Source organism: Billgrantia bachuensis, assembly GCF_011742165.1.
Taxonomy (GTDB): domain Bacteria; phylum Pseudomonadota; class Gammaproteobacteria; order Pseudomonadales; family Halomonadaceae; genus Halomonas; species Halomonas bachuensis.
This window is the reverse complement of the sequence record NZ_JAAQTO010000033.1, coordinates 37,125-55,465: the sequence shown is the minus strand read 5'-3', so window position 1 is coordinate 55,465 and position 18,341 is coordinate 37,125. Positions and strand designations below refer to the sequence as shown.

Below are 18,341 nucleotides of genomic sequence, written 5' to 3'. Positions count from 1 at the left end.
CAGGTTGGAAATCAACGTCCACAGCAGGCTGCCGTCCAGGGTCGGGCGCAGCGCCGACGTGGGCCGGGTGATGTTGCGATAGTCGGCGAATACCGGGCTGGTGTCGGTGGAGGCACTGATATCGCCCACCGCCAGGCGCTCGGGAAGCGTGCGGTTGCTGCAGCTCAGGCGCAGCGAGATGGTTTCACGCATGCCCAGGCAGGCCTGTTCGTCGCCGCGCACGAAGGCGATGTCATGATCGAAACCGTCGCCGCGCAGGCTGTCGCGTACCCGCACCCGGAAATAGCGGGCCTCGCGGCCGCGATCTCGCTCGATCTGGTGCTGGAAGCTCTCGAACGGCACGTACTGGCGCGGTTCGCCGCGCATCTTGCCGCTGTCGCTCTCCAGCCAGCCCTGCACCGCGTCGACGCTGAACACCTCGTAGTGCTCCGGCGCACGGCTGCTGGGCCGAATGCGGTATTCGCTGCGCTCGCCGTTGAGGTCGATGGGGTCGGCATCGTGGCTGAACAGGTTGATCGCCGGCGAGCAGTAGAGCGCCAGATGCTCGTCGCGCACCTTGGCGTCGGCCGGCAGCGTGCGCGAGAAGACGAAGCGCAGCACGATCCGCGAGGCCTGCCGCGCCGGCAGCTGACGCCCCAGCCCGACCAGATCGACGAAGTGGAAGGCCTCGGGGAAGCAGAGGTACTCCTGCAGGATGCGGTAGCCCTGGTGCACGTTGCGCGGATAGGGCAGCAGCGCATGCCCCGACTCGAAGCCCACCGGTACCAGCATGTCGCGGGGCAGCGGCATGACGACGCCGTCGATCTCCAGCTCCAGGCGCGACAGGTAGAGGCTGCGTGCGGTATAGCCGCCACCGCCCAGGTGCAGGCGCAGGTGGTCGATGCCCAGGGCATCGAGCGGCTGGTCGCCGTCCACGTCGAGGGCGAGTTCGACGATCGAGGACTCCCGCGAATGGCGCGCCTCGACGCCGCCATGCAGCAGCGGGTAGAGCGCCACGTCGTGGCAGGTGCGGAAGCGGCAGGCGGTTCCGTCGATCGGCCGCGATGCCAGTGTGGTGCCGACGGCCACGTCCTGGCGGCCGCTCAGCGCGCCCTGCTTGGGCGTGAACTGCATGATCGTCATGCTCGGCACCGGGCGCAGGTAGTTGGGCCACAGCATGGCGATCAGCGAGTGGGTCAGCTCGGGGAATTCGTCCTCGACCTTCTCGCGCATGCGACCGGTGAGAAAGGCGAAGCCCTCCAGCAGGCGCTCGACGTCGGGATCGGTGCTGCGCTCGGAGAGGAAGCGGCTGAGCCCGGGGTTGGCCTCGGCGAACTCCCGCCCCTGCAGCTTCAGGTAGTCGAGCTCATCCCGGTAATAACGATTGAGCATGCGCTTCTCACTCCCTGAGTGCTTGGATGCCTAGGTGCTCAGTTCAAGCACTGGTAGCGTTTGTCGTTGAGCAGCAGATCGATGGTGGCCTGGCCCTGGTCGCGACCGAGCTCCACCGTGGCATGCACCTGAAAACGCAGCTGTAGCGGGTCGCTGCCACGCGGCAGCGACTCCACTTCCACCTGCCGCACCCGCGGCTCGAAGCGTTCGATGCACTGGCGAATGGCGCGCTGAATGTTGCGCTCCAGATCGAGCACGCCGATGGTCGCGTCGTTGAAGTCGAGCAGTCCCAGCTCCGGGGCGCATTCGCTGTGCCCCGGGTGGCTGTTGAGCAGGTCGACCAGGTGACGCTTGATGGACTCGACGATCCCGGCAAGGCTGGACTCGGCAGCGACTTCTTCCGACCGCCCGGGCGCCGCCAGGCGCTCGAACAGCCGGTTGCCGAGTACGCCGCCACGGTGAAGCGTCATGGCCGCGTCCTCCCCTTACTCCTTGTCCAGGCGACCCACCAGCGACAGCTCGAAGTTGGCGCCCATGTACTTGAAGTGCGGACGCACGGCCAAGGACACCTGGTACCAGCCCGGGTCGCCCTCGACGTCGGAGACCTGGATCGAGGCGGCCCGCAGCGGACGGCGGCTGCGCACCTCGGCAGGCGGATTCTCCTGGTCGGCGACGTACTGACGGATCCACACGTTGAGCTCGCGTTCGAGATCCTGGCGCTCCTTCCAGGAGCCGATCTGCTCGCGCTGCAGTACCTTGATGTAGTGAGCCAGGCGGTTGACGATGAACATGTAGGGCAGCTGGGTGCCGAGCTTGTAGTTGGTCTCGGCGGCCTTGCCCTCGGGCGTGTTGGGGAAGACCTTGGGCTTCTGCACCGAGTTGGCGGAGAAGAAGGCGGCGTTGTCGCTACCCTTGCGCATGGTCAGCGAGATGAAACCCTCTTCGGACATCTCGAACTCGCGACGGTCGGTGACCAGCACCTCGGTGGGGATCTTGGCCTGCAGCTGGCCGAGCGCCTCGTAGGTGTGCACCGGCAGGTTCTCAACCGCACCGCCGCTCTGCGGCCCGATGATGTTGGGGCACCAGCGGTACTTGGCGAAGCTGTCGGTGAGACGCTCGGCGAGCAGGTAGGCAGTATTGCCCCACAGGTAGTGCTCGTGGTTCTCGTTGACCGTTTCGCGATAGTGGAAGGTCTTGACCGGGTTCTCCACCGGGTCGTAGGGCATGCGCAGCAGGAAGCGCGGCGCCGTCAGCCCCAGGTAGCGGGCGTCCTCGGACTCGCGCAGGCTGCGCCAGCGGGCGTACTTCGGTCCTTCGAAGATCGCCTTGAAGTCCTTGATGTTGGGCAGCTCCTGGAAGCTGTCGATGCCGAAGAAGCTCGGCGCCACCGAGGAGAGGAACGGCGCATGGGCCATGGCACCCACCGCGGCGGTGAACTGCAGCAACTTGATGTCGGGCGTCGAGGGCGAGAAGTCGTAGTTGCCGATGATGGCACCCACCGGCTCACCGCCGAACTGGCCGTACTCGGTCGCGTAGACGTGCTGGTAGAGCCCGCTCTGGCTGAGCTCAGGGGCGAACTCGAAGTCCTCGAGCAGCTCCTCCTTGGTGGCGTGGAGCAGGTCGAGCTTGATGTTCTGGCGGAAGTCGGTGCGATCGACCAGCAGCTTGAGGCCGCGCCAGGCCGACTCGATCTGCTGGAAGCCCCGGTCGTGAAGGATCTCATCGACCTGACTGCCGATCTTGCGGTCGAGCTCGACGATCATGCGATCGACCACCGCCTTGTTGACCTGCGGGGTGTCGTCCTTGCTCTGCAACAGCTCGGCGATGAAGGCGGCCACGCCCTGCTTGGCGATGTCGTAGCCTTCCTCGCTCGGCGCCATGCGGGTCTGCGCCATCACTTGATCGAGAAGCGATCCCTCGGCCTGGGCCTCGGCGGCCTGCCCCTGCGTTTGTGCCATTTCGCTCATTGTACGTGCCTCGAATCCTGTGCCTGCCTGGCGTGCGCCTCGCTATGGCTCGGCGCCTCCGTGTGCGTTGTCGATGGATGCGTCAGTCGCGGGAATCATCCCGTGAATCCAGCAGCTCGAGCTCTGAGAGCAGCTGGGCGCGCGCCTCTTCACTCTCCATCAGCTTCTGCAGGCGATCGCGGAAGTTCGGTACATTCCCCAGCGGCCCCTTGAGCGCGACCAGCGCCTCGCGCAGCTCGACCAGCTTGCGCAGCTCCGGCACTTGGCGCGCCACGCTGTCGGGCGTGAAGTCCTCGAGTGACTTGAACTGGAGGTTGACCGCCAGGTCGCCGGCTTCCTCGCCCTCTTCCAGACGATTGGGTACGCTGGCCGTCAGCCCGAGGCCGGCTTCGCGCATCACCGACTGGAAGTTGTTCTTGTCTACCGAGACCTTTTCACGCGCCTCGATTGGCGTGGCCTCGGCGCCGCCCTTGAAGTCACCTACCACAAGCAGCTTGAGCGGCAGTTCGGTTTCTGCCTGCTGATCGCCGGTGGCCGGCACGTACTTGATGTTGATGCGCTCTTTCGGCGCAACGGTTCCTTCCTTCGCCATGCTGAAGCTCCCTGGTGAGCCGCCTTGTTTTGAATCGCATTGCAGAGTTGGCAACGCCCCACGAGCCGTTCGCATCGGCCCAGCGACATGCAGGCAGATGCGGCAGTGGTCAAGTGAGAATCGTTGCACCCTTGCTCGTGAGGCGTGAGGGTAAACAGGCAGCTTGAATGTGCCAAATGGCACATTGCACCCATGACGGTTACAAAGGCATAACGCGATGTCGTACTGGCTTACACGATTCCGCTGCCAGCTGCGAAGCGATGCGGGTCGAGAGCGCCATACTGGCAGAGGACGACACGACGAAGCGGCGATGGCTTACAACTCGTGTAGGAAATTAGCTACAACAATATAAGAGATATAGGGCAAAACGATGCGTCAATCACCTCGGCCCGACACCATGCCGCAGGCGTTGAGGAGATGAGAAAAGTGATAGAGGGAGGCTGAGAAAACACGGCCGAGCAGGTGCCCGGCCGAAGAAGAGACAACAAGCGAGGTGAGTTTCAGCCGAGGCGGGCGCGTATTGACGCTTCGATACCGGCGGCGTCCAGGCCGCATTCGGCCAACAGTTCGGCAGGCTTGCCGTGCTCGACGAAGGCATCGGGCAGGCCCAGGTTGAGCAGTCCGACCTGTACGCCTTCGGCGGCGAGCAGCTCGTTCACGCCGCTGCCGGCGCCGCCGGCCACCACGTTCTCCTCGAGGGTGACCAGCAGCTCATGCTCAGCCGCCGCTGCAATGATCGACTCGCGGTCGAGTGGTTTGACCGAGCGCATGTTGAGATGGGTGGCGTCGAGGGCCTCGGCTACCTCGGCCGCCGGGCCGTTTAGGCTGCCGAACGCAAGCAGGGCAATGCGCTTGCCCGCCTCGGCGCCGCTCTCGCGGCGCCGTTCGGCCTTGCCGAGCTCCAGCGGCTCGAGGTGCGTGGGGATCGCCACTCCCGGGCCAGTGCCGCGCGGGTAGCGTACCGCGGCGGGCCCGGGGTAGTGGTAGGCGGCGCTGAGCATGGCGCGGCACTCGGCCTCGTCGGCCGGCGCCAGCACTACCATGCCGGGGATGCAGCGCAGAAAGGAGAGGTCCATGCTGCCGTGGTGGGTGGGGCCATCCTCGCCCACCAGGCCGGCGCGATCGATGGCGAAGGTGACGTCGAGCCCCTGCACCGCCACGTCGTGGATCAACTGGTCGTAGCCGCGCTGCAGGAAGGTGGAGTATATCGCTACCACCGGCTTCATCGCTTCGCAGGCTATGCCGGCGGCCAGCGTTACCGCATGCTGCTCGGCGATGGCCACGTCGTAGTAGCGCTCGGGGTACTCCTTGGAAAAGCGGATCAGGTCGGAGCCTTCGCGCATCGCCGGGGTGATGCCGATCAGCCGCTCGTCGACCGCCGCCATGTCGCACAGCCACTCGCCGAAGACGTTGCAGTACTTCAATTTCTTTTTGACCGGTGCGGCGGGCTTGCTGATTGGCGCTTCGCCATTCTTTTCCAGCTTCGTGATGGCATGGTAGCCGATGGGGTCGGCCTCGGCGGGCAGGAAGCCACGCCCCTTGCGGGTTTTCACGTGCAGGAACTGTGGCCCGTCCAGGTCGCGAATGTTGCGCAGGGTCTGGATCAGGGTGGGCAGGTCGTGACCGTCGAGCGGGCCGATGTAGTTGAAGCCCATCTCCTCGAACAGCGTGGCCGGGCTGACCATGCCCTTCATGTGCTCCTCGGTGCGACGGGCGAGTTCCAGTGCGCCGGGAAGGCGAGAGAGAACGCGCTTGCCCTCCTCGCGGAAGGTCAGGTAGGGCTTGCTGGAGAGGATGCCCGCCAAGTAGCTGGCGATGCCGCCGACGTTCTCGGAGATCGACATCTCGTTATCGTTGAGCACCACCAGCAGGTTGGCATCCAGGTGGCCGGTATGCGCCAATGCTTCGAAGGCCATGCCGGCGGTCAAGGCACCATCGCCGATTACCGCGCAGACCCGCCGCCTGTCGCCGCGGGTGGCGCTTGCCAGTGCCATGCCCAGGGCTGCCGAGATCGAGGTACTGGAGTGACCCACGCCGAAGGTGTCGAAAGGCGATTCGGCGCGGCGCGGGAAGGCCGCCAGCCCACCATACTGGCGAATGCTGGGCATCGCCTCACGGCGGCCGGTGAGGATCTTGTGCGGGTAAGCCTGGTGGCCGACGTCCCACACCAGGCGGTCGTGGGGCGTCTCCAGCGCGTGGTGCAGCGCCACGGTGAGTTCCACCACGCCCAGGCCGGCGCCGAAGTGGCCGCCGCTGCGCCCCACGCTGTAGAGCAGGTAGGCACGCAGTTCGTCGGCTACCTGCAGCAGTTGGGCACCGGTCATGGCGCGCAGTGACGCCGGCGTGTCCAGCGAATCGAGCAGCGGTGTCACCGGGCGCTCGACTGGTATTACGTCGTAGAGCTTCATGTGCGATTCGGTCGTCCTGGCTGTCATGCCATATGGCTAATGGTCGCGCTCGATCATGTAGCGAGCCAGCTGCGCAAGCGGGTCGCCCGCCTCGCCCAGCGGCGCCAGCGCCACCAGCGCCTCCTCGGTCAACTCGCCGGCCCTGCGCCGGGCGCCTTCCAGCCCCAGCAGAGCGGGATAGGTGGGCTTTTCGCGCGCGGCATCGGCACCCGACGCCTTGCCCAGGGTCTGGGTATCGCCGGTGACGTCGAGGATGTCGTCGTGAATCTGGAAGGCCAGGCCGAGCGCCTCGGCGTAATCATCCAGCGCCGCGACGCGGGGGTCTTGTTCCTCCACCGCCGTCAGCGCGCCCATGCGTACCGCGGCGCGAATCAGCGCACCGGTCTTATGGGCATGCATGGTGGCCAGGGCCTCGACGTCAGGGTGGCCGCCAACGGCCGCCAGGTCCAGTGCCTGGCCGCCGACCATGCCGTCGCGGCCGGCGGCCGTGGCCAGTGTGAGGATCAGTGCGGGCAGGCGCGGATGGGCGGCACAGGCGAGCACTTCGAAGGCCAGCGTCTGCAACGCGTCGCCGGCGAGTATCGCCGTGGCCTCGTCGAAGGCGCGGTGGACCGTGGGCTGGCCGCGGCGCAGGTCGTCGTCGTCCATGGCCGGCAGGTCGTCGTGCACCAGCGAGTAGGCATGGATCAGCTCGACCGCGGCAGCCGGCGCGTCGAGCGTCTCATCGGAGGCGCCCAGTGCTCGCCCGGCCAGGTAGACCAGTAGCGGGCGCAGACGCTTCCCGCCCACCAGCAGGCCATGGCGCATGGCCTCCTCCAGCCGCGGTGCCGCAGGCCGGCGCCGCTCGAAAACCCGGGCCAGGAAAGCATCGACGCGCGCCCGGTCGGCGGCCAGGAGAACCGCGAGCGAGTCAGCGTTCACTGTCATCCTCCGCTGCGGGGGCATCAAAGGGGGCGAAGTCGATGCTGCCGTCGGGACGCTCGATCAGGGTACGCACCCGCAACTCGGCCTCGTCCAGGCGACGCTGGGCATCACGGGTCAGGCGCACGCCTTGCTCGAAGGCGGCAAGCGAACCTTCCAGCGACAGCTCGCCGGACTCCAGCTGCTCTACCAGCCGTTCCAGTCTCTCCACGGTCGCCGCGAAATCGACTTCGGCGTCCTCGCTCGCCGCCATCTCACCCGCCGCTTGCTTGTCACGTTCGGCCATGACACCTCTAGCTCGTCGCCGCTGTTTTCTCAGGAGCCACAGTATACACGCACTGCCCCGGGGGTCGTCTGCCTGCGCCGTGCAACGTGCAGCGCTCTCATCTTCGCGACGCAGCATTTTCATCTTAGTTGGTAGCGATTGTGTTAACATGAGCGCCCTGTTTCCAGCACGCGGCGCACCAAGAAGGGGTTGATTCGACCATGGCCAAAACGTCCCTGGACAAGAGCAAGATCAAGATCCTGCTGCTCGAGGGCGTCCACCAGAGCGCGGTGGACAATTTCCTGAATGCCGGTTACACCAACATCGAGCATCTGACCACCTCGCTCGACGAAGCCTCGCTGGTCGACAAGATCCGTGACGTGCACTTCCTCGGCATCCGCTCGCGCACCCAGCTCAACGAGCGGGTCTTCGCTGCCGCCGAGAAGCTCAACGCCGTGGGCTGCTTCTGCATCGGTACCAACCAGGTCGACCTCAATGCGGCGCTTTCGCGCGGCATCCCGGTGTTCAACGCGCCCTACTCCAATACTCGCTCGGTGGCAGAGCTGGTACTGGCCGAGGCGATCATGCTGCTGCGTGGCATTCCCGAGAAGAACGCCCGCGCCCACCAGGGCGGCTGGCTCAAGAGCGCCAAGGCCTCCCATGAAGCCCGCGGCAAGACGCTGGGCATCGTCGGCTACGGTAACATCGGCGCCCAACTCTCCGTGCTGGCCGAGTCGCTCGGCTTCAACGTCATTTTCTATGACGTGGTGACCAAACTCGGCATGGGCAACGCCAACCAGGTGGCGAGCCTCGAGGAACTCCTGGCCCGGGCCGACGTGGTCAGCCTGCACGTGCCGGAACTGCCCTCCACCAAGTGGATGATCGCCAAGGACCAGCTCGCGCTGATGAAGCCCAGCGGCATCCTGATCAACGCTTCCCGCGGTAGCGTGGTGGTGATCGAGGACCTGGCCGAGGCACTCGCGGCCGGTCGCCTCTACGGTGCCGCCATCGACGTTTTCCCGGTGGAGCCCAAGGGCAACGACGAGGAGTTCGTCAGCCCGTTGCGTGGCCTGCCCAACGTTATCCTCACTCCGCATATCGGCGGTTCCACTCTCGAGGCCCAGGAGAACATCGGCATCGAGGTTTCCGAGAAGATGGTCACCTACTCCGACAACGGTACCACCGTCACCGCGGTCAACTTCCCCGAGGTGGCACTGCCGGCCCACCCGGACAAGCATCGCGTATTGCACATCCACGACAACGTCCCGGGCGTGCTCTCCGAGATCAACCGTGTGCTCTCCGAGAGCGGGATCAACATTTCCGGCCAGTACCTGCAGACCAACGAGAAAGTCGGTTACGTGGTCATCGATGTGGACAAGGCCTACGGTGAGCAGGCCCTCGAGGCACTGCGCAAGGTCGAGCACACCCTGCGCGTGAGGGTGCTCTACTCCGAGACCAATTTCGAAGGGTAAGCGCTTCGCTACGCCTCGAGCCGTCGCGCCAACCAGCGCGGCGGTTTTCGTTTGGCAAAGATTCAGTCGCGCGGGCACTCGTTCAGAGTTTCCTAAAGACTCTGAATGTCGATTACGTAGCCGATGATCGGATATCCGGCTTTCTTCGCGGCTTTTTCGGCCTCCAACTGGGCTTCCAGCTTGGAGATGCTGGTAGAGCGATGTTCAAAGACGGTGTCGGTTTCCAGTTTGCGCGTTCTCACTGCGAGCCGGACCAGATGTCCGGTCTTGTAAGACTTGGCGGACTCATGACCGTCGGCCGGCTTCGTACGCTTCTTCCCGGGGCTTTTTTCGCCGGGCAGATCGGGTCTTGGCGAGGGCTCGTGGCCGGGTTTCAGAAAGGCATCGATCTCACGTCTGACACTCTGCTCGAACTCACTCAGTTCGTCGCTCATTCGCCCTCCAGTGACAAGGTTTTCCACTCCGTTCGGAACATAGCAAAACTCCTCGTTTATATTGCTTAACCCAGGTTATGCCACTTCGCTCAATTCCTGCAGGTAGCGAGCCGGGCCGCCTCTGCGCTGCAACAGCCTCAGCCCCGCCCATAGACTTACCTGATTGGCCGTTAACACCGAGCGTCCGGCCTCTCGGTTCATCGCGTCTACCAGCTCGAGAGTATTGATCGCCGTATCGGGAACCAGGATCGGATTGTTCGATTCGTGCGCCATGGCAAAATCACGCACGGTCGCGACGATATCGAGCCGGTGAGAATCCGCCGCATAGGGGCAGTCCAGCACCCGCACGTTTTCCGCTGTCACGTCGCTGTCGCGCAGAAATTGAATCAACTGTTCAGTGACTTCCGGCGGATAGGGACTGAGCAGGTCGACCCGACGCTGACCGAGAGCAGCCAGGGCATCTCGAAACGCCAGCGCGGTGCTGGTGGCGGGAACCCCCAACCACTGCGAAAGCTCACGAGACTGGGCGAGAGACCACTCCAGCCCGCCGATGAAACTGCCGCTGGTACAGGCCCATACCACGGCCTGGACGCCCATGTCCCTGACCAGCTTCTCACCTACCGCAGCCAGGCGATCGGTAGCGCCCAAGGCCATCAGGGCAGTGTGCTCATGGTGGCCGTCGCTGACGATCTTGCCCACCTTGATGGCGGGCAGCGCCTCGCCGGTGCCGGGGCGCTCGCTCAGTCCGTACCATTCATAATCGGGAGGGCCATCCTCAGGCAGCAGGATACCCAGACACTGTGCGTTTTGCATCGGTACCTCTCGTCGGCCAATGCCTCATGGCTCGTATGGCTGAAATGGTCATCGAAGTCTGGCGGCAAGCCTCGACGATTCGACGCAGCAGTTCTTGTTATGCTAATGATTACTTTCCGAAGCATCTCACATCGATCTCAGGGAAGACCCCGCATGCCAACTGCCGCCGCCTACCTGATCGTAGTGCTGGTATGGGCCACCACGCCACTGGCCATCAAGTGGAGCGCCGAGGCGGGCGCGCCGGTCGGCAGCGTGATGCTGCGCATGCTGATCGCCTTCCTGGTAGGGCTGGCGGTACTGCTGCTGATGCGTCGAGGCCTGCGCAGGGACATGCGCGCAATGAAAAGCTACGCGGCCGCGGTACCCGGAGTTTTCGGTGCCATGGCGCTTAGCTATCACGCCTCGATGTCGCTGCCATCCGGCATGATGTCGGTGATCTTCGGCATGGCGCCACTGATCTCGGGGCTGATCCTGCAACTCATGCCCGGCGCCGTGAAGCTGCGCCGCTGGCACTGGTTCGGCTGTACGCTCGGCGTAGCGGGCCTGGCCGTGGTATTTGCCGACAGCCTGGTGCTGGGCAGTGAGCAGCTGCCGGCCCTGCTGATGATGCTCCTGGCCGTGACCTTGTTCAGCGGCAGCGGCATTACCGTGCAACGCGTGGCTGCGGGCCTCGGTCCGCTGGAGCAGACCCTGGGGGCGCTGGGCTTGAGCCTGCCGTGCTTCTTCATCCTGTGGCTGGCCAGCGGCGAACCCTTGGCGGTCCCGCTCAGCGTACGCGGGCTATGGGCGGTTCTCTACCTGGCGCTGTTCGGATCGCTGCTCGGCTTCCTCTGCTATTTCCTGATCCTTTCGCGGCTTACCGCCGCCACCGTGGCACTGGTCACGCTGATCACTCCGATACTGGCGCTGGGTCTCGGCATGACGCTCAACCAGGAGCAGCCCTCTTCCTCGATGCTGGTCGGTGCGGCGCTGATCCTGGTGGCGCTCGGTGCCTACCTGTTCGGCGACAGGCTGGCGCGGCTCAAGGCCGCCCGCGAGCGCATGGCCGAACCCGAGCACTTCCCCCTGGACTAGAAGCAGGTCTGCATCACCTCGACCACCTCGAGCCGCTCGTCGACGCGACAAATCCGTCGCCATTTGTCGAAGGTCAGGCAGGGGTGGGAAACGCCGAAGGCGATGATGTCTCCCACCCGCACCCTGCCGTTACCGGCGCCGGGCTCATCCTCGTCCGCAGGCAGCTGGACGAAGGCGTGCTGGTCCATCAGCTTGGTCAAGCGCCAACCCTCCACCGGCAGCGAACGGCCCCGCTCGTCGCCCTCCCGGTAGCGCCGCAGCGGCTCGGGCAACTGGTCATGGCCGATGTCGCGCTTGCCCATGCCTATAATGGCAAGCCCCGGCTCGGGCAGCGATATCACCTGGGCGAAGATCTCGAGTGCCGGCTTCAACCCGCGCTCGATCTGCGGCTGTCGTCCAAGAAGCTCGCGCTGGGCCTGGCGATAGATGCCGTGGTCGTGCACCACGTAGCAGCCGGGGCGCAGCACCGGCACGAACTGTGCACTCAGCCGTGCTTCGTGGAATACCCCGGCTATCATGTCGTACCAGGCCGAGCCGGACGCCGTGATAAGCGGCTGCGGCGTCTCGATCAGGGCATCGCGCTCCAGCGCCTGGGCCGCCTCGACCAGTTGCCAGGCATAGGCGCGCACGGCTCGCTCGGGCTCGTTGCCATGCACCACGCCTTCGTAGCCCTCCAGTCCGGACAGCACCAATGCCTGCTCGCTGTCGATGCGCTCGGCCAGCGCCATCACCTCGTCGGTATCGCGACAGCCGCAGCGTCCGCCGGGCATCCCTAGCTCTATCAATACCTTGAGGCGCAGGCCGCGAGCGGTGAAATAGTGTGACAGTTGCTCGACGTTGGCGATGCTGTCAACCACACAGTAGAAATCGGCTCCGGCTTCGATCAGCCCGGCGACAATCGCCATGTTGGCCTCGCCGACGAGCTGGTTGGCCATCAACATGCGATGGACGCCATGGCGGAAAGCCGCACGGCACTGAGGAGCGGTGGCCAGGGTGATGCCCCAGGCGCCCGCGGCGAGCTGGCGCTGGAACAGCTCGGGGCACATGGTGGTCTTGCCGTGAGGCGCCAGGCGCGCTCCATGGGCTTCGCAGAAACGCTGCATCCAGGCCAGGTTATAGGCCAGCGCCGGCTCGTGGATCACCGCGGCAGGCAGGCTGACGTCGGCCAGCAGTCGGTTGCCCGACTGCGGCATGCCCTTGTGCAGTTCTTCATGGTCAGGAATCGAATCGCTCATGCTTCGCTCTCGCTGGGTGGGCTTCAGGAGCGGGCCACACCGTCTTTGGTCGCAGGGCCGACGAAAAACGTGCACGACAGGCTAGGCTGGTGACGGGCACGTTTCTACAGGATACGACAATGACCACAACCGTCGATGAGCGTCCGGTGATTCGTCGCGATCAACGCGGCGTTGCCACCCTCACGCTGAATCGCCCGCGCCAGTTCAACGCGCTATCGGAAGAGGTGCTCAAGGCACTGGGCGGCGAGCTTGCCCGCCTGGCCAACGATGACTCGATACACTGCGTGGTCATCGCCGCCGAGGGGCGCGCCTTCTGCGCCGGGCACGACCTCAAGGAGATGCGCGCCAACCCCGACAAGGCCTATTACCAGGAGCTGTTTGCTCGCTGCGGCGAGATCATGCAGCGCATCGTCCACCTGCCGGTGCCGGTAATCGCCCGGGTCCAGGGGCTGGCCACCGCCGCCGGCTGCCAGCTGGTGGCCAGCTGTGACCTGGCGGTTGCAGCCAGGTCGGCTCGCTTCGCGGTGTCGGGCATCAACGTTGGGCTGTTCTGCTCGACGCCTGCAGTGGCGCTGTCGCGAAGCATCGGCCGCAAACGCGCCATGGAAATGCTGTTCACCGGCGAGTTCATCGACGCCGACCAGGCACTCGAATGGGGGCTGATCAATCGCGTGGCCGACGACGCGACACTGGACGAGGCGCTCGCCGAACTTACCGCCAGCCTCTGCGCCAAGAGCCGCGTGGCGCTGCGTACCGGCAAGGCGTTGTTCCAGCGCCAACTGCAGATGCCGCTGAACGAAGCCTACGCCTTCGCCGGCGAAACCATGGCCTGCAACATGCTCGCCGAGGACGTGGCCGAAGGCATCGATGCCTTTGTCGGCAAGCGGCCACCCCAGTGGCGCCATCGCTGAGGGAACACAGCAAATGCCTGCGCGAGCGAAACGCTCGCGAATTTGTCCAGCGTTCCCGGTAAGAGGTAAGTGAGCTGCGCACAAGAAGTGTGGAAGGCATTTCCGCAATCGAGACAAGCCGGCAGCGAGGCGGTATCCTGTCGCTGACCTTCGCAGAAAGGTCCGCCAGACCATTCGTAGAGGAATACGCAGGTGAGTGAAGTCAAACGTAGAACGGCGGGGCGCCCACCCGGCCCCGGCAAGAGCGCCAGCGGTCACAGCCAGTCGCTGGTGCGCGGGCTCAATCTGCTCGAGCGGCTGGCGGCCACCCCGGGCGGTCTGGCGCTGTCCGAACTGGCCGAGATGGTCGATCTGGCGCCCTCTACCACTCACCGCCTGTTGCAGGCGCTGCAGGGCCAAGGCTTCGTCACCCAGGACGGCGAACTCGGCGTGTGGAAGATCGACGTCAAGACCTTCCGCATCGGCAACAGCTTCCTCGAGGCGCGCGACTTCGTCGCCACCAGCCGGCCCTTCCTGCGCCGCTTGACTGCCCAGACCGGCGAGACCGCCAACCTGGGCATTCGCGACGGCGCCAGGGCCGTGTTCCTGGCCCAGAGCGAATCGCCGCAGATGATGCGCATGATTACCCGGCTCGGTTCACGCGCACCGCTGCATGCCTCGGGTGTGGGCAAGGCGCTGATGGCCTGGCTGCCCGACGACGAGTTCGAACGGGTACTGGCCGAACGCGGTCTCGAGCGGGTCACCGAGAATACCCTGCACACCCCGGAGACGCTGCGCGCCAACCTTGCCGAGGTGCGTCAACAAGGCTTCGCCTGCGACCGCGAGGAGCATGCCATCGGCCTGCACTGCGTAGCTGCTTGCGTGCATGATCAGCACGGCACCCCGTTGGCGGCAATCTCGGTGTCGGGGCCGGTAGCGCGTATTCCCGAAGCGCGACTGCTCGAACTGGGTGAGCTGGTGCGCGAGACCGCCGCCGAGATCACCGCCCGCCTTGGTGGCCATGTTCCTAGCGCCCAGCAGCAGGCTGCGGAAGCGTGAACTGCGCCTCGCTTGCCGTCCTCGCGCTCTTTCTCGTTGCCCTCAGCCAATCCGCTCCAGCTGCCGCTCCAGCTTGCGCATCACGTTGAGCAGGTCGCGATACTCGCCGGCGGTGAGGGTCGCCACCAGCTCTGCCTCCCAGGCCTGGGCCTCGGGGATCAGCTTGGCCAGCAGCGCCCGGCCGGCAGCGGTCAGATGGAGATCCTGCTGGCGCTGATCCTCGGGGGCCGGCGTACGTCGGATCAGCCCCCGCTCCTCCAGTGCCTGGATCGCCCGCGAGACGCGGGCCTTGTCCATGTTGGTATACGTGCAGACTTTCTTCGCCGTCAGCTCGTCGCAGTGGCTGAGCCAGGCCAGCACCCGCCACTGCGCGATATTGAGCTGGTAGCGCTCCTCGTAGAGCTCGGCCAGCGCCTGGCTGATGCGATCGGCCAGGCTGTTGAGCCGGTAGGGCAGGAACTGGTTGAGATCCAGCTCCTGCTTGGTCGGTGGTTCGGCCAGGCTCTCGTCGCCCTCCCTGGCGAGGCTGGCCTGGCGTTCTTCCGTGTTCATCTCTCGAGACTCCTCACCTACGCTTGGCAGCGTTCAATAGAGCAGTTGCGGCAGGAACAGCACGATACCCGGGAACACCAGTACCAGCAATGCACGCGCCATGCCCGCCACCCAGAACGGTGTCACACCGCGAAAGATCGTGCCCGTGCTCACGTCTGGCAGCACCGCCCGCAGCACGAACACGTTCATCCCCACCGGCGGCGTGATCAGGCTGATTTCGATCACGATCACCACCAGGATGCCGAACCACACCAGGTCGAAGCCGAGCCCCGCCACCACCGGGAAGAACACCGGCACGGTGAGCAGCAGCATCGACATGCTTTCGAACACGCAGCCGAGCAATACGTAGATGGCCAGTATTACCAGGATCACCAGGAACGGCGCGATGTCGAGCCCGTTGACGAAGGCCAGCAGGTCGCTGGGCAGCCCGGCGCGGTTGATGAAGTTGGCGAAGATCAGCGCGGTGAGCACCACGGCGAACAGCATGGCGGTGGTGCGCACGGTGTCCATCAGCACGTTCATCAGCACCTGCGGCGTCAGCGCACGGCGCCACAGGGCGATGAGGAAGGCGCCCATGGCGCCGATGCCGGCCGCTTCGGTGGGGGTAAACACGCCGAGGTAGATGCCGCCGATCACCAGCACGAACAGCGCCAGGGTGTCGCCCACGCTCTTCAGCGCCTTGAGGCGTTCGGGCCACTCGATCCTTTCCCCGGCCGGACCGGCGTCGGGGTCGCGCCACATCACCCATTTCACCGAGCCCAGGTAGAGCACGATGCCCAGGATGCCGGGAATGAAGCCGGCGGCGAACAGTTCGCGGATGCTGGTCTCGGTGAGGATGCCGTAGATCACCAGCATTACGCTGGGCGGGATCAGGATGCCGAGCGTGCCGCCGGCGGCGATGGAGGCCGAGGCCAGGGTGTCCTTGTAGCCGTACTTGCGCATCTGCGGCATGGCCACCCGCCCCATGGTCGCGCAGGTGGCCAGGCTCGAGCCGCAGATGGCGCTGAAGCCGCCGCAGGCGACGATGGTGGCCATAGCCTGGCCGCCCTTGCGATGGCCGAGGAAGCCGTTGGAGGCGCGAAACAGTGCATCCGAGAGACCGGCGTGGGAGACCAGGTTGCCCATCAGGATGAACAGCGGGATCACCGACAGGCCGTAGTCCATGGCGGTGTCGATCACCCGCCGTGCGGCCATCGATTCGGCGGCGCTCCAGTTGCCGGTGAGATAATAAAAGCCGACGAAACCGACGATACCCATGGCGAAGGCCAGCGGCACGCGCAGGAAGGCCAGGATCAGCAGGGCGGCGAACCCGTAGAGTGCTTCGATCACTGGTCACCTCCCGGGTTTTTCTCGGGGCTGAGTGGGCCGCCCCGTTCGACCACACCGACGCCCTCGAGCAGATAGCGCACCGCACGCAGCAGGGTCAGCAGAGCGGAAACGGCCAGCATCACTGCCATCAGGTAGATCAGGTAGCCGATCGGGATGCGCAGGAACTCGGTCACGTCACCCCACGCGAAGGCGCGCCCCCCCAGGGCCCAGACGCGGCTGGCCATGACCCACAGCGCGGCGGTGACCACCAGATTGACCAGCACCTGGCGAATCCAGATCAGGCGCGCGGGAAAGATCGTATCGAGCAGGTCGACGCTGACGTGCTCCTCGCGCCAGCACACCACCGGCAGCGACAGGAACACCAGCGCCGCCAGCATCAGCTGGGTCAGCTCGACGGTGCCGAGAATCGGCGAATTGAAGAAGAAACGGCCGGCGACGTCCGCCGTGGTCAGCAGCATCATGGCGAAGAGGGTGGCACCGGCCACCCCCTCCAGCGTCAACTGCATGACACGGCCAACACGTTGCCAACGGGTCGACAGGCTGGTCATGACGGGCTCCTGCTGGATTACTGCTGCACCACGCGAGACGCGATGCTCTCTTCCTCGGCCGCCACGTCGAGCTGGTCGCGGAAGAAGCTCAGCGCCTCACGGGCGTCGACCTCGCCGCGGCTGACCTTGTCGGCCCACGTTTCGATCAGCTCGTCACTCACCTCGCGGAGCATGGCAATGTCCTCTTCGGAGGCCTGGGTGAAGGTATTGCCCAGCTCCTCGGCAAACTCGACGCCCCGCTCGTCGGAGACATCCATCATATAGCCGAACAGGCGGGAAAGCTGCTCGCCCGATACGCTCTCGATGGCCTCGCGATCTTCCGCCGAGACTTCATCCCAGATCATGGGATTCATGATGATGGCGAAGCTGCCGCGATAGAAACCGCCGTCCACCGTCAGGGTGTTCGGCAGCACCTCGGCGACGCGGAAACTGCGCAGCCCCTCGAGGGTCAGCATGGCGCCGTCGATGACGCCCTGGGAGGCGGCCTCGTAGACGCCGGTGGGCGGCAGCGCCACGCCGGTCACGCCGATGGCATCCGCCAGGTCGCTCATCAGGCCGCCCCCGGTGCGCAATCGCTTGCCCTCGAGCTGGTCAAAGGTTTCCACCTGGTCGGCAGAGAAGATCTGACCCGGGCCGTGCACCCCGACGGCCATCACCTCCAGGCCGCGGTGCTCTTCGCCCTGGGCGAGATGCTCCTGGAAGGTAGTCCAGTAGGCGGACGAGGCGGCTTCGGAAGAGAACTCCTTAAAAGTGGGGAATTCCGGCAGCTTGGTCAGCTCGAAGCGGCCCGGCATGTGACCGTGGAAGATCCAGCTGGCATCCGCCACCCCATCGGCCACCAGCGCCATCTGCGCATTGGGCGGGCCGAGATCCTCGGTGACCTGCAGCGTCACCCGACCCTCGGTGGCTTCCTCGATCCATGCCTTCCAGGTGGGCCAGACGATGGTGTTGATGCCATGGTTGGGCCCACCCCAGCTGCTGACGTTGATAGTGGTCTCGGCCATGGCCGACGTGCCGAAGCCAAGGCTTAGCGCCGCCACGGCGCCGATCATGAGGCGATTGGTATTCTTCATTGCGTGCTCCTGGGTCGTCACGGGAGGCGTGCTCGCGCCACGTTGTGTACCTGCATTGTTGTATCGCGGCTGAGCGCTCGCCGGAGTGGAAGCAAGAGCGCGGCAGCCTGTCGTTTCACGCTGTTCACCATGCCGTCAGTTAATCTCCCCTGCAACTAATTTGGCGCTAACTGGCACTAGACTTAGGTATAATTTCCTCCTGAAATCTTTGATCTCAGACAAGTTTTGGCCAGTTCGGCCGCTCTTGCCTCACCGATTGGTCCGTGGATTGCTGGACTTATAGTTTCAATTACAACTATGCTGCAGCCATTCCCGATCTACCACGGACCGTAATCTGG

Annotated in this window: 18 protein-coding genes; 4 read left to right on the top strand and 14 right to left on the bottom strand. The window is 65.0% G+C overall.

The window, feature by feature from the left end; genetic code table 11:
• From tssF to HBJ55_RS13210, 7 genes are all read right to left on the bottom strand, one after another.
• A partial coding sequence (tssF, locus tag HBJ55_RS13240) for a type VI secretion system baseplate subunit TssF (RefSeq protein ID WP_167115564.1) occupies positions 1–1,371 on the bottom strand: 1,371 nt, incomplete at its 3' end.
• A 38-nt stretch (positions 1,372–1,409) separates the two neighbouring features.
• Complete coding sequence (gene tssE, locus HBJ55_RS13235; protein ID WP_167115559.1) at positions 1,410–1,841, bottom strand: type VI secretion system baseplate subunit TssE; 432 nt, start codon at positions 1,839–1,841, stop codon at positions 1,410–1,412.
• A 15-nt stretch (positions 1,842–1,856) separates the two neighbouring features.
• Positions 1,857–3,338, bottom strand: a complete 1,482-nt coding sequence (tssC, locus tag HBJ55_RS13230) for a type VI secretion system contractile sheath large subunit (RefSeq protein ID WP_167115557.1) — start codon at positions 3,336–3,338, stop codon at positions 1,857–1,859.
• A gap of 82 nt (positions 3,339–3,420) precedes the next feature.
• On the bottom strand, positions 3,421–3,930 hold the full coding sequence (gene tssB / locus HBJ55_RS13225) for a type VI secretion system contractile sheath small subunit (protein WP_167115554.1): 510 nt from the start codon (positions 3,928–3,930) through the stop codon (positions 3,421–3,423).
• A gap of 500 nt (positions 3,931–4,430) precedes the next feature.
• A complete protein-coding gene (dxs, locus tag HBJ55_RS13220; protein ID WP_167115551.1) occupies positions 4,431–6,338 on the bottom strand; it encodes a 1-deoxy-D-xylulose-5-phosphate synthase in 1,908 nt (635 codons plus the stop codon).
• A gap of 36 nt (positions 6,339–6,374) precedes the next feature.
• Entirely contained in the window at positions 6,375–7,265 is an 891-nt protein-coding gene (ispA, locus tag HBJ55_RS13215; protein WP_167115548.1) for a (2E,6E)-farnesyl diphosphate synthase, read from the bottom strand.
• The gene (locus HBJ55_RS13210; protein ID WP_167115545.1) at positions 7,249–7,545 is read right to left on the bottom strand and encodes an exodeoxyribonuclease VII small subunit; all 297 of its coding nucleotides are present in this window, start codon (positions 7,543–7,545) and stop codon (positions 7,249–7,251) included. The genes ispA and HBJ55_RS13210 overlap by 17 nt, the downstream gene beginning before the upstream one ends.
• Positions 7,546–7,745: 200 nt before the next feature.
• Here HBJ55_RS13210 and serA point away from each other — a divergent pair, with 200 nt between their 5' ends.
• On the top strand, positions 7,746–8,996 hold the full coding sequence (serA, locus tag HBJ55_RS13205; protein ID WP_167115541.1) for a phosphoglycerate dehydrogenase: 1,251 nt from the start codon (positions 7,746–7,748) through the stop codon (positions 8,994–8,996).
• A gap of 92 nt (positions 8,997–9,088) precedes the next feature.
• Here serA and HBJ55_RS13200 read toward each other — a convergent pair whose 3' ends face one another.
• Positions 9,089–9,430 (bottom strand): hypothetical protein, encoded by a 342-nt coding sequence (locus HBJ55_RS13200; RefSeq protein ID WP_167115538.1) that lies wholly within the window; start codon positions 9,428–9,430, stop codon positions 9,089–9,091.
• A 75-nt stretch (positions 9,431–9,505) separates the two neighbouring features.
• Positions 9,506–10,243 (bottom strand): maleate cis-trans isomerase family protein, encoded by a 738-nt coding sequence (locus HBJ55_RS13195; RefSeq protein ID WP_167115536.1) that lies wholly within the window; start codon positions 10,241–10,243, stop codon positions 9,506–9,508.
• Positions 10,244–10,396: 153 nt separating this feature from the next.
• On the opposite strand from HBJ55_RS13195, the gene HBJ55_RS13190 reads away from it, so the two are divergent.
• Positions 10,397–11,317, top strand: a complete 921-nt coding sequence (locus HBJ55_RS13190) for a DMT family transporter (protein ID WP_167115533.1) — start codon at positions 10,397–10,399, stop codon at positions 11,315–11,317.
• Here the strand turns inward: HBJ55_RS13190 and HBJ55_RS13185 are convergent.
• Entirely contained in the window at positions 11,314–12,552 is a 1,239-nt protein-coding gene (locus HBJ55_RS13185) for an amino acid deaminase (RefSeq protein ID WP_167115530.1), read from the bottom strand. The two genes, HBJ55_RS13190 and HBJ55_RS13185, sit on opposite strands and share 4 nt — an antisense overlap.
• A gap of 119 nt (positions 12,553–12,671) precedes the next feature.
• Here HBJ55_RS13185 and HBJ55_RS13180 point away from each other — a divergent pair, with 119 nt between their 5' ends.
• Both HBJ55_RS13180 and HBJ55_RS13175 read left to right on the top strand, forming a co-directional pair.
• Entirely contained in the window at positions 12,672–13,463 is a 792-nt protein-coding gene (locus HBJ55_RS13180; protein WP_167115527.1) for an enoyl-CoA hydratase, read from the top strand.
• Between the two features lie 192 nt (positions 13,464–13,655).
• Complete coding sequence (locus HBJ55_RS13175) at positions 13,656–14,501, top strand: IclR family transcriptional regulator domain-containing protein (protein ID WP_167115524.1); 846 nt, start codon at positions 13,656–13,658, stop codon at positions 14,499–14,501.
• A gap of 42 nt (positions 14,502–14,543) precedes the next feature.
• Here HBJ55_RS13175 and HBJ55_RS13170 read toward each other — a convergent pair whose 3' ends face one another.
• The 4 genes from HBJ55_RS13170 to HBJ55_RS13155 are packed head-to-tail and all read right to left on the bottom strand — an operon-like array spanning position 14,544 to position 18,003.
• Positions 14,544–15,053: a MarR family winged helix-turn-helix transcriptional regulator gene (locus tag HBJ55_RS13170; RefSeq protein WP_240936102.1), complete on the bottom strand. Its 510-nt coding sequence runs from the start codon at positions 15,051–15,053 to the stop codon at positions 14,544–14,546.
• Positions 15,054–15,086: 33 nt separating this feature from the next.
• Positions 15,087–16,382, bottom strand: a complete 1,296-nt coding sequence (locus tag HBJ55_RS13165) for a TRAP transporter large permease subunit (RefSeq protein WP_167115521.1) — start codon at positions 16,380–16,382, stop codon at positions 15,087–15,089.
• Positions 16,379–16,930: a TRAP transporter small permease gene (locus tag HBJ55_RS13160; RefSeq protein ID WP_167115518.1), complete on the bottom strand. Its 552-nt coding sequence runs from the start codon at positions 16,928–16,930 to the stop codon at positions 16,379–16,381. Before HBJ55_RS13160 ends, HBJ55_RS13165 begins: the two co-directional genes overlap by 4 nt.
• A gap of 17 nt (positions 16,931–16,947) precedes the next feature.
• The gene (locus tag HBJ55_RS13155; protein ID WP_167115515.1) at positions 16,948–18,003 is read right to left on the bottom strand and encodes a TRAP transporter substrate-binding protein; all 1,056 of its coding nucleotides are present in this window, start codon (positions 18,001–18,003) and stop codon (positions 16,948–16,950) included.
• Positions 18,004–18,341: the final 338 nt, after the last annotated feature.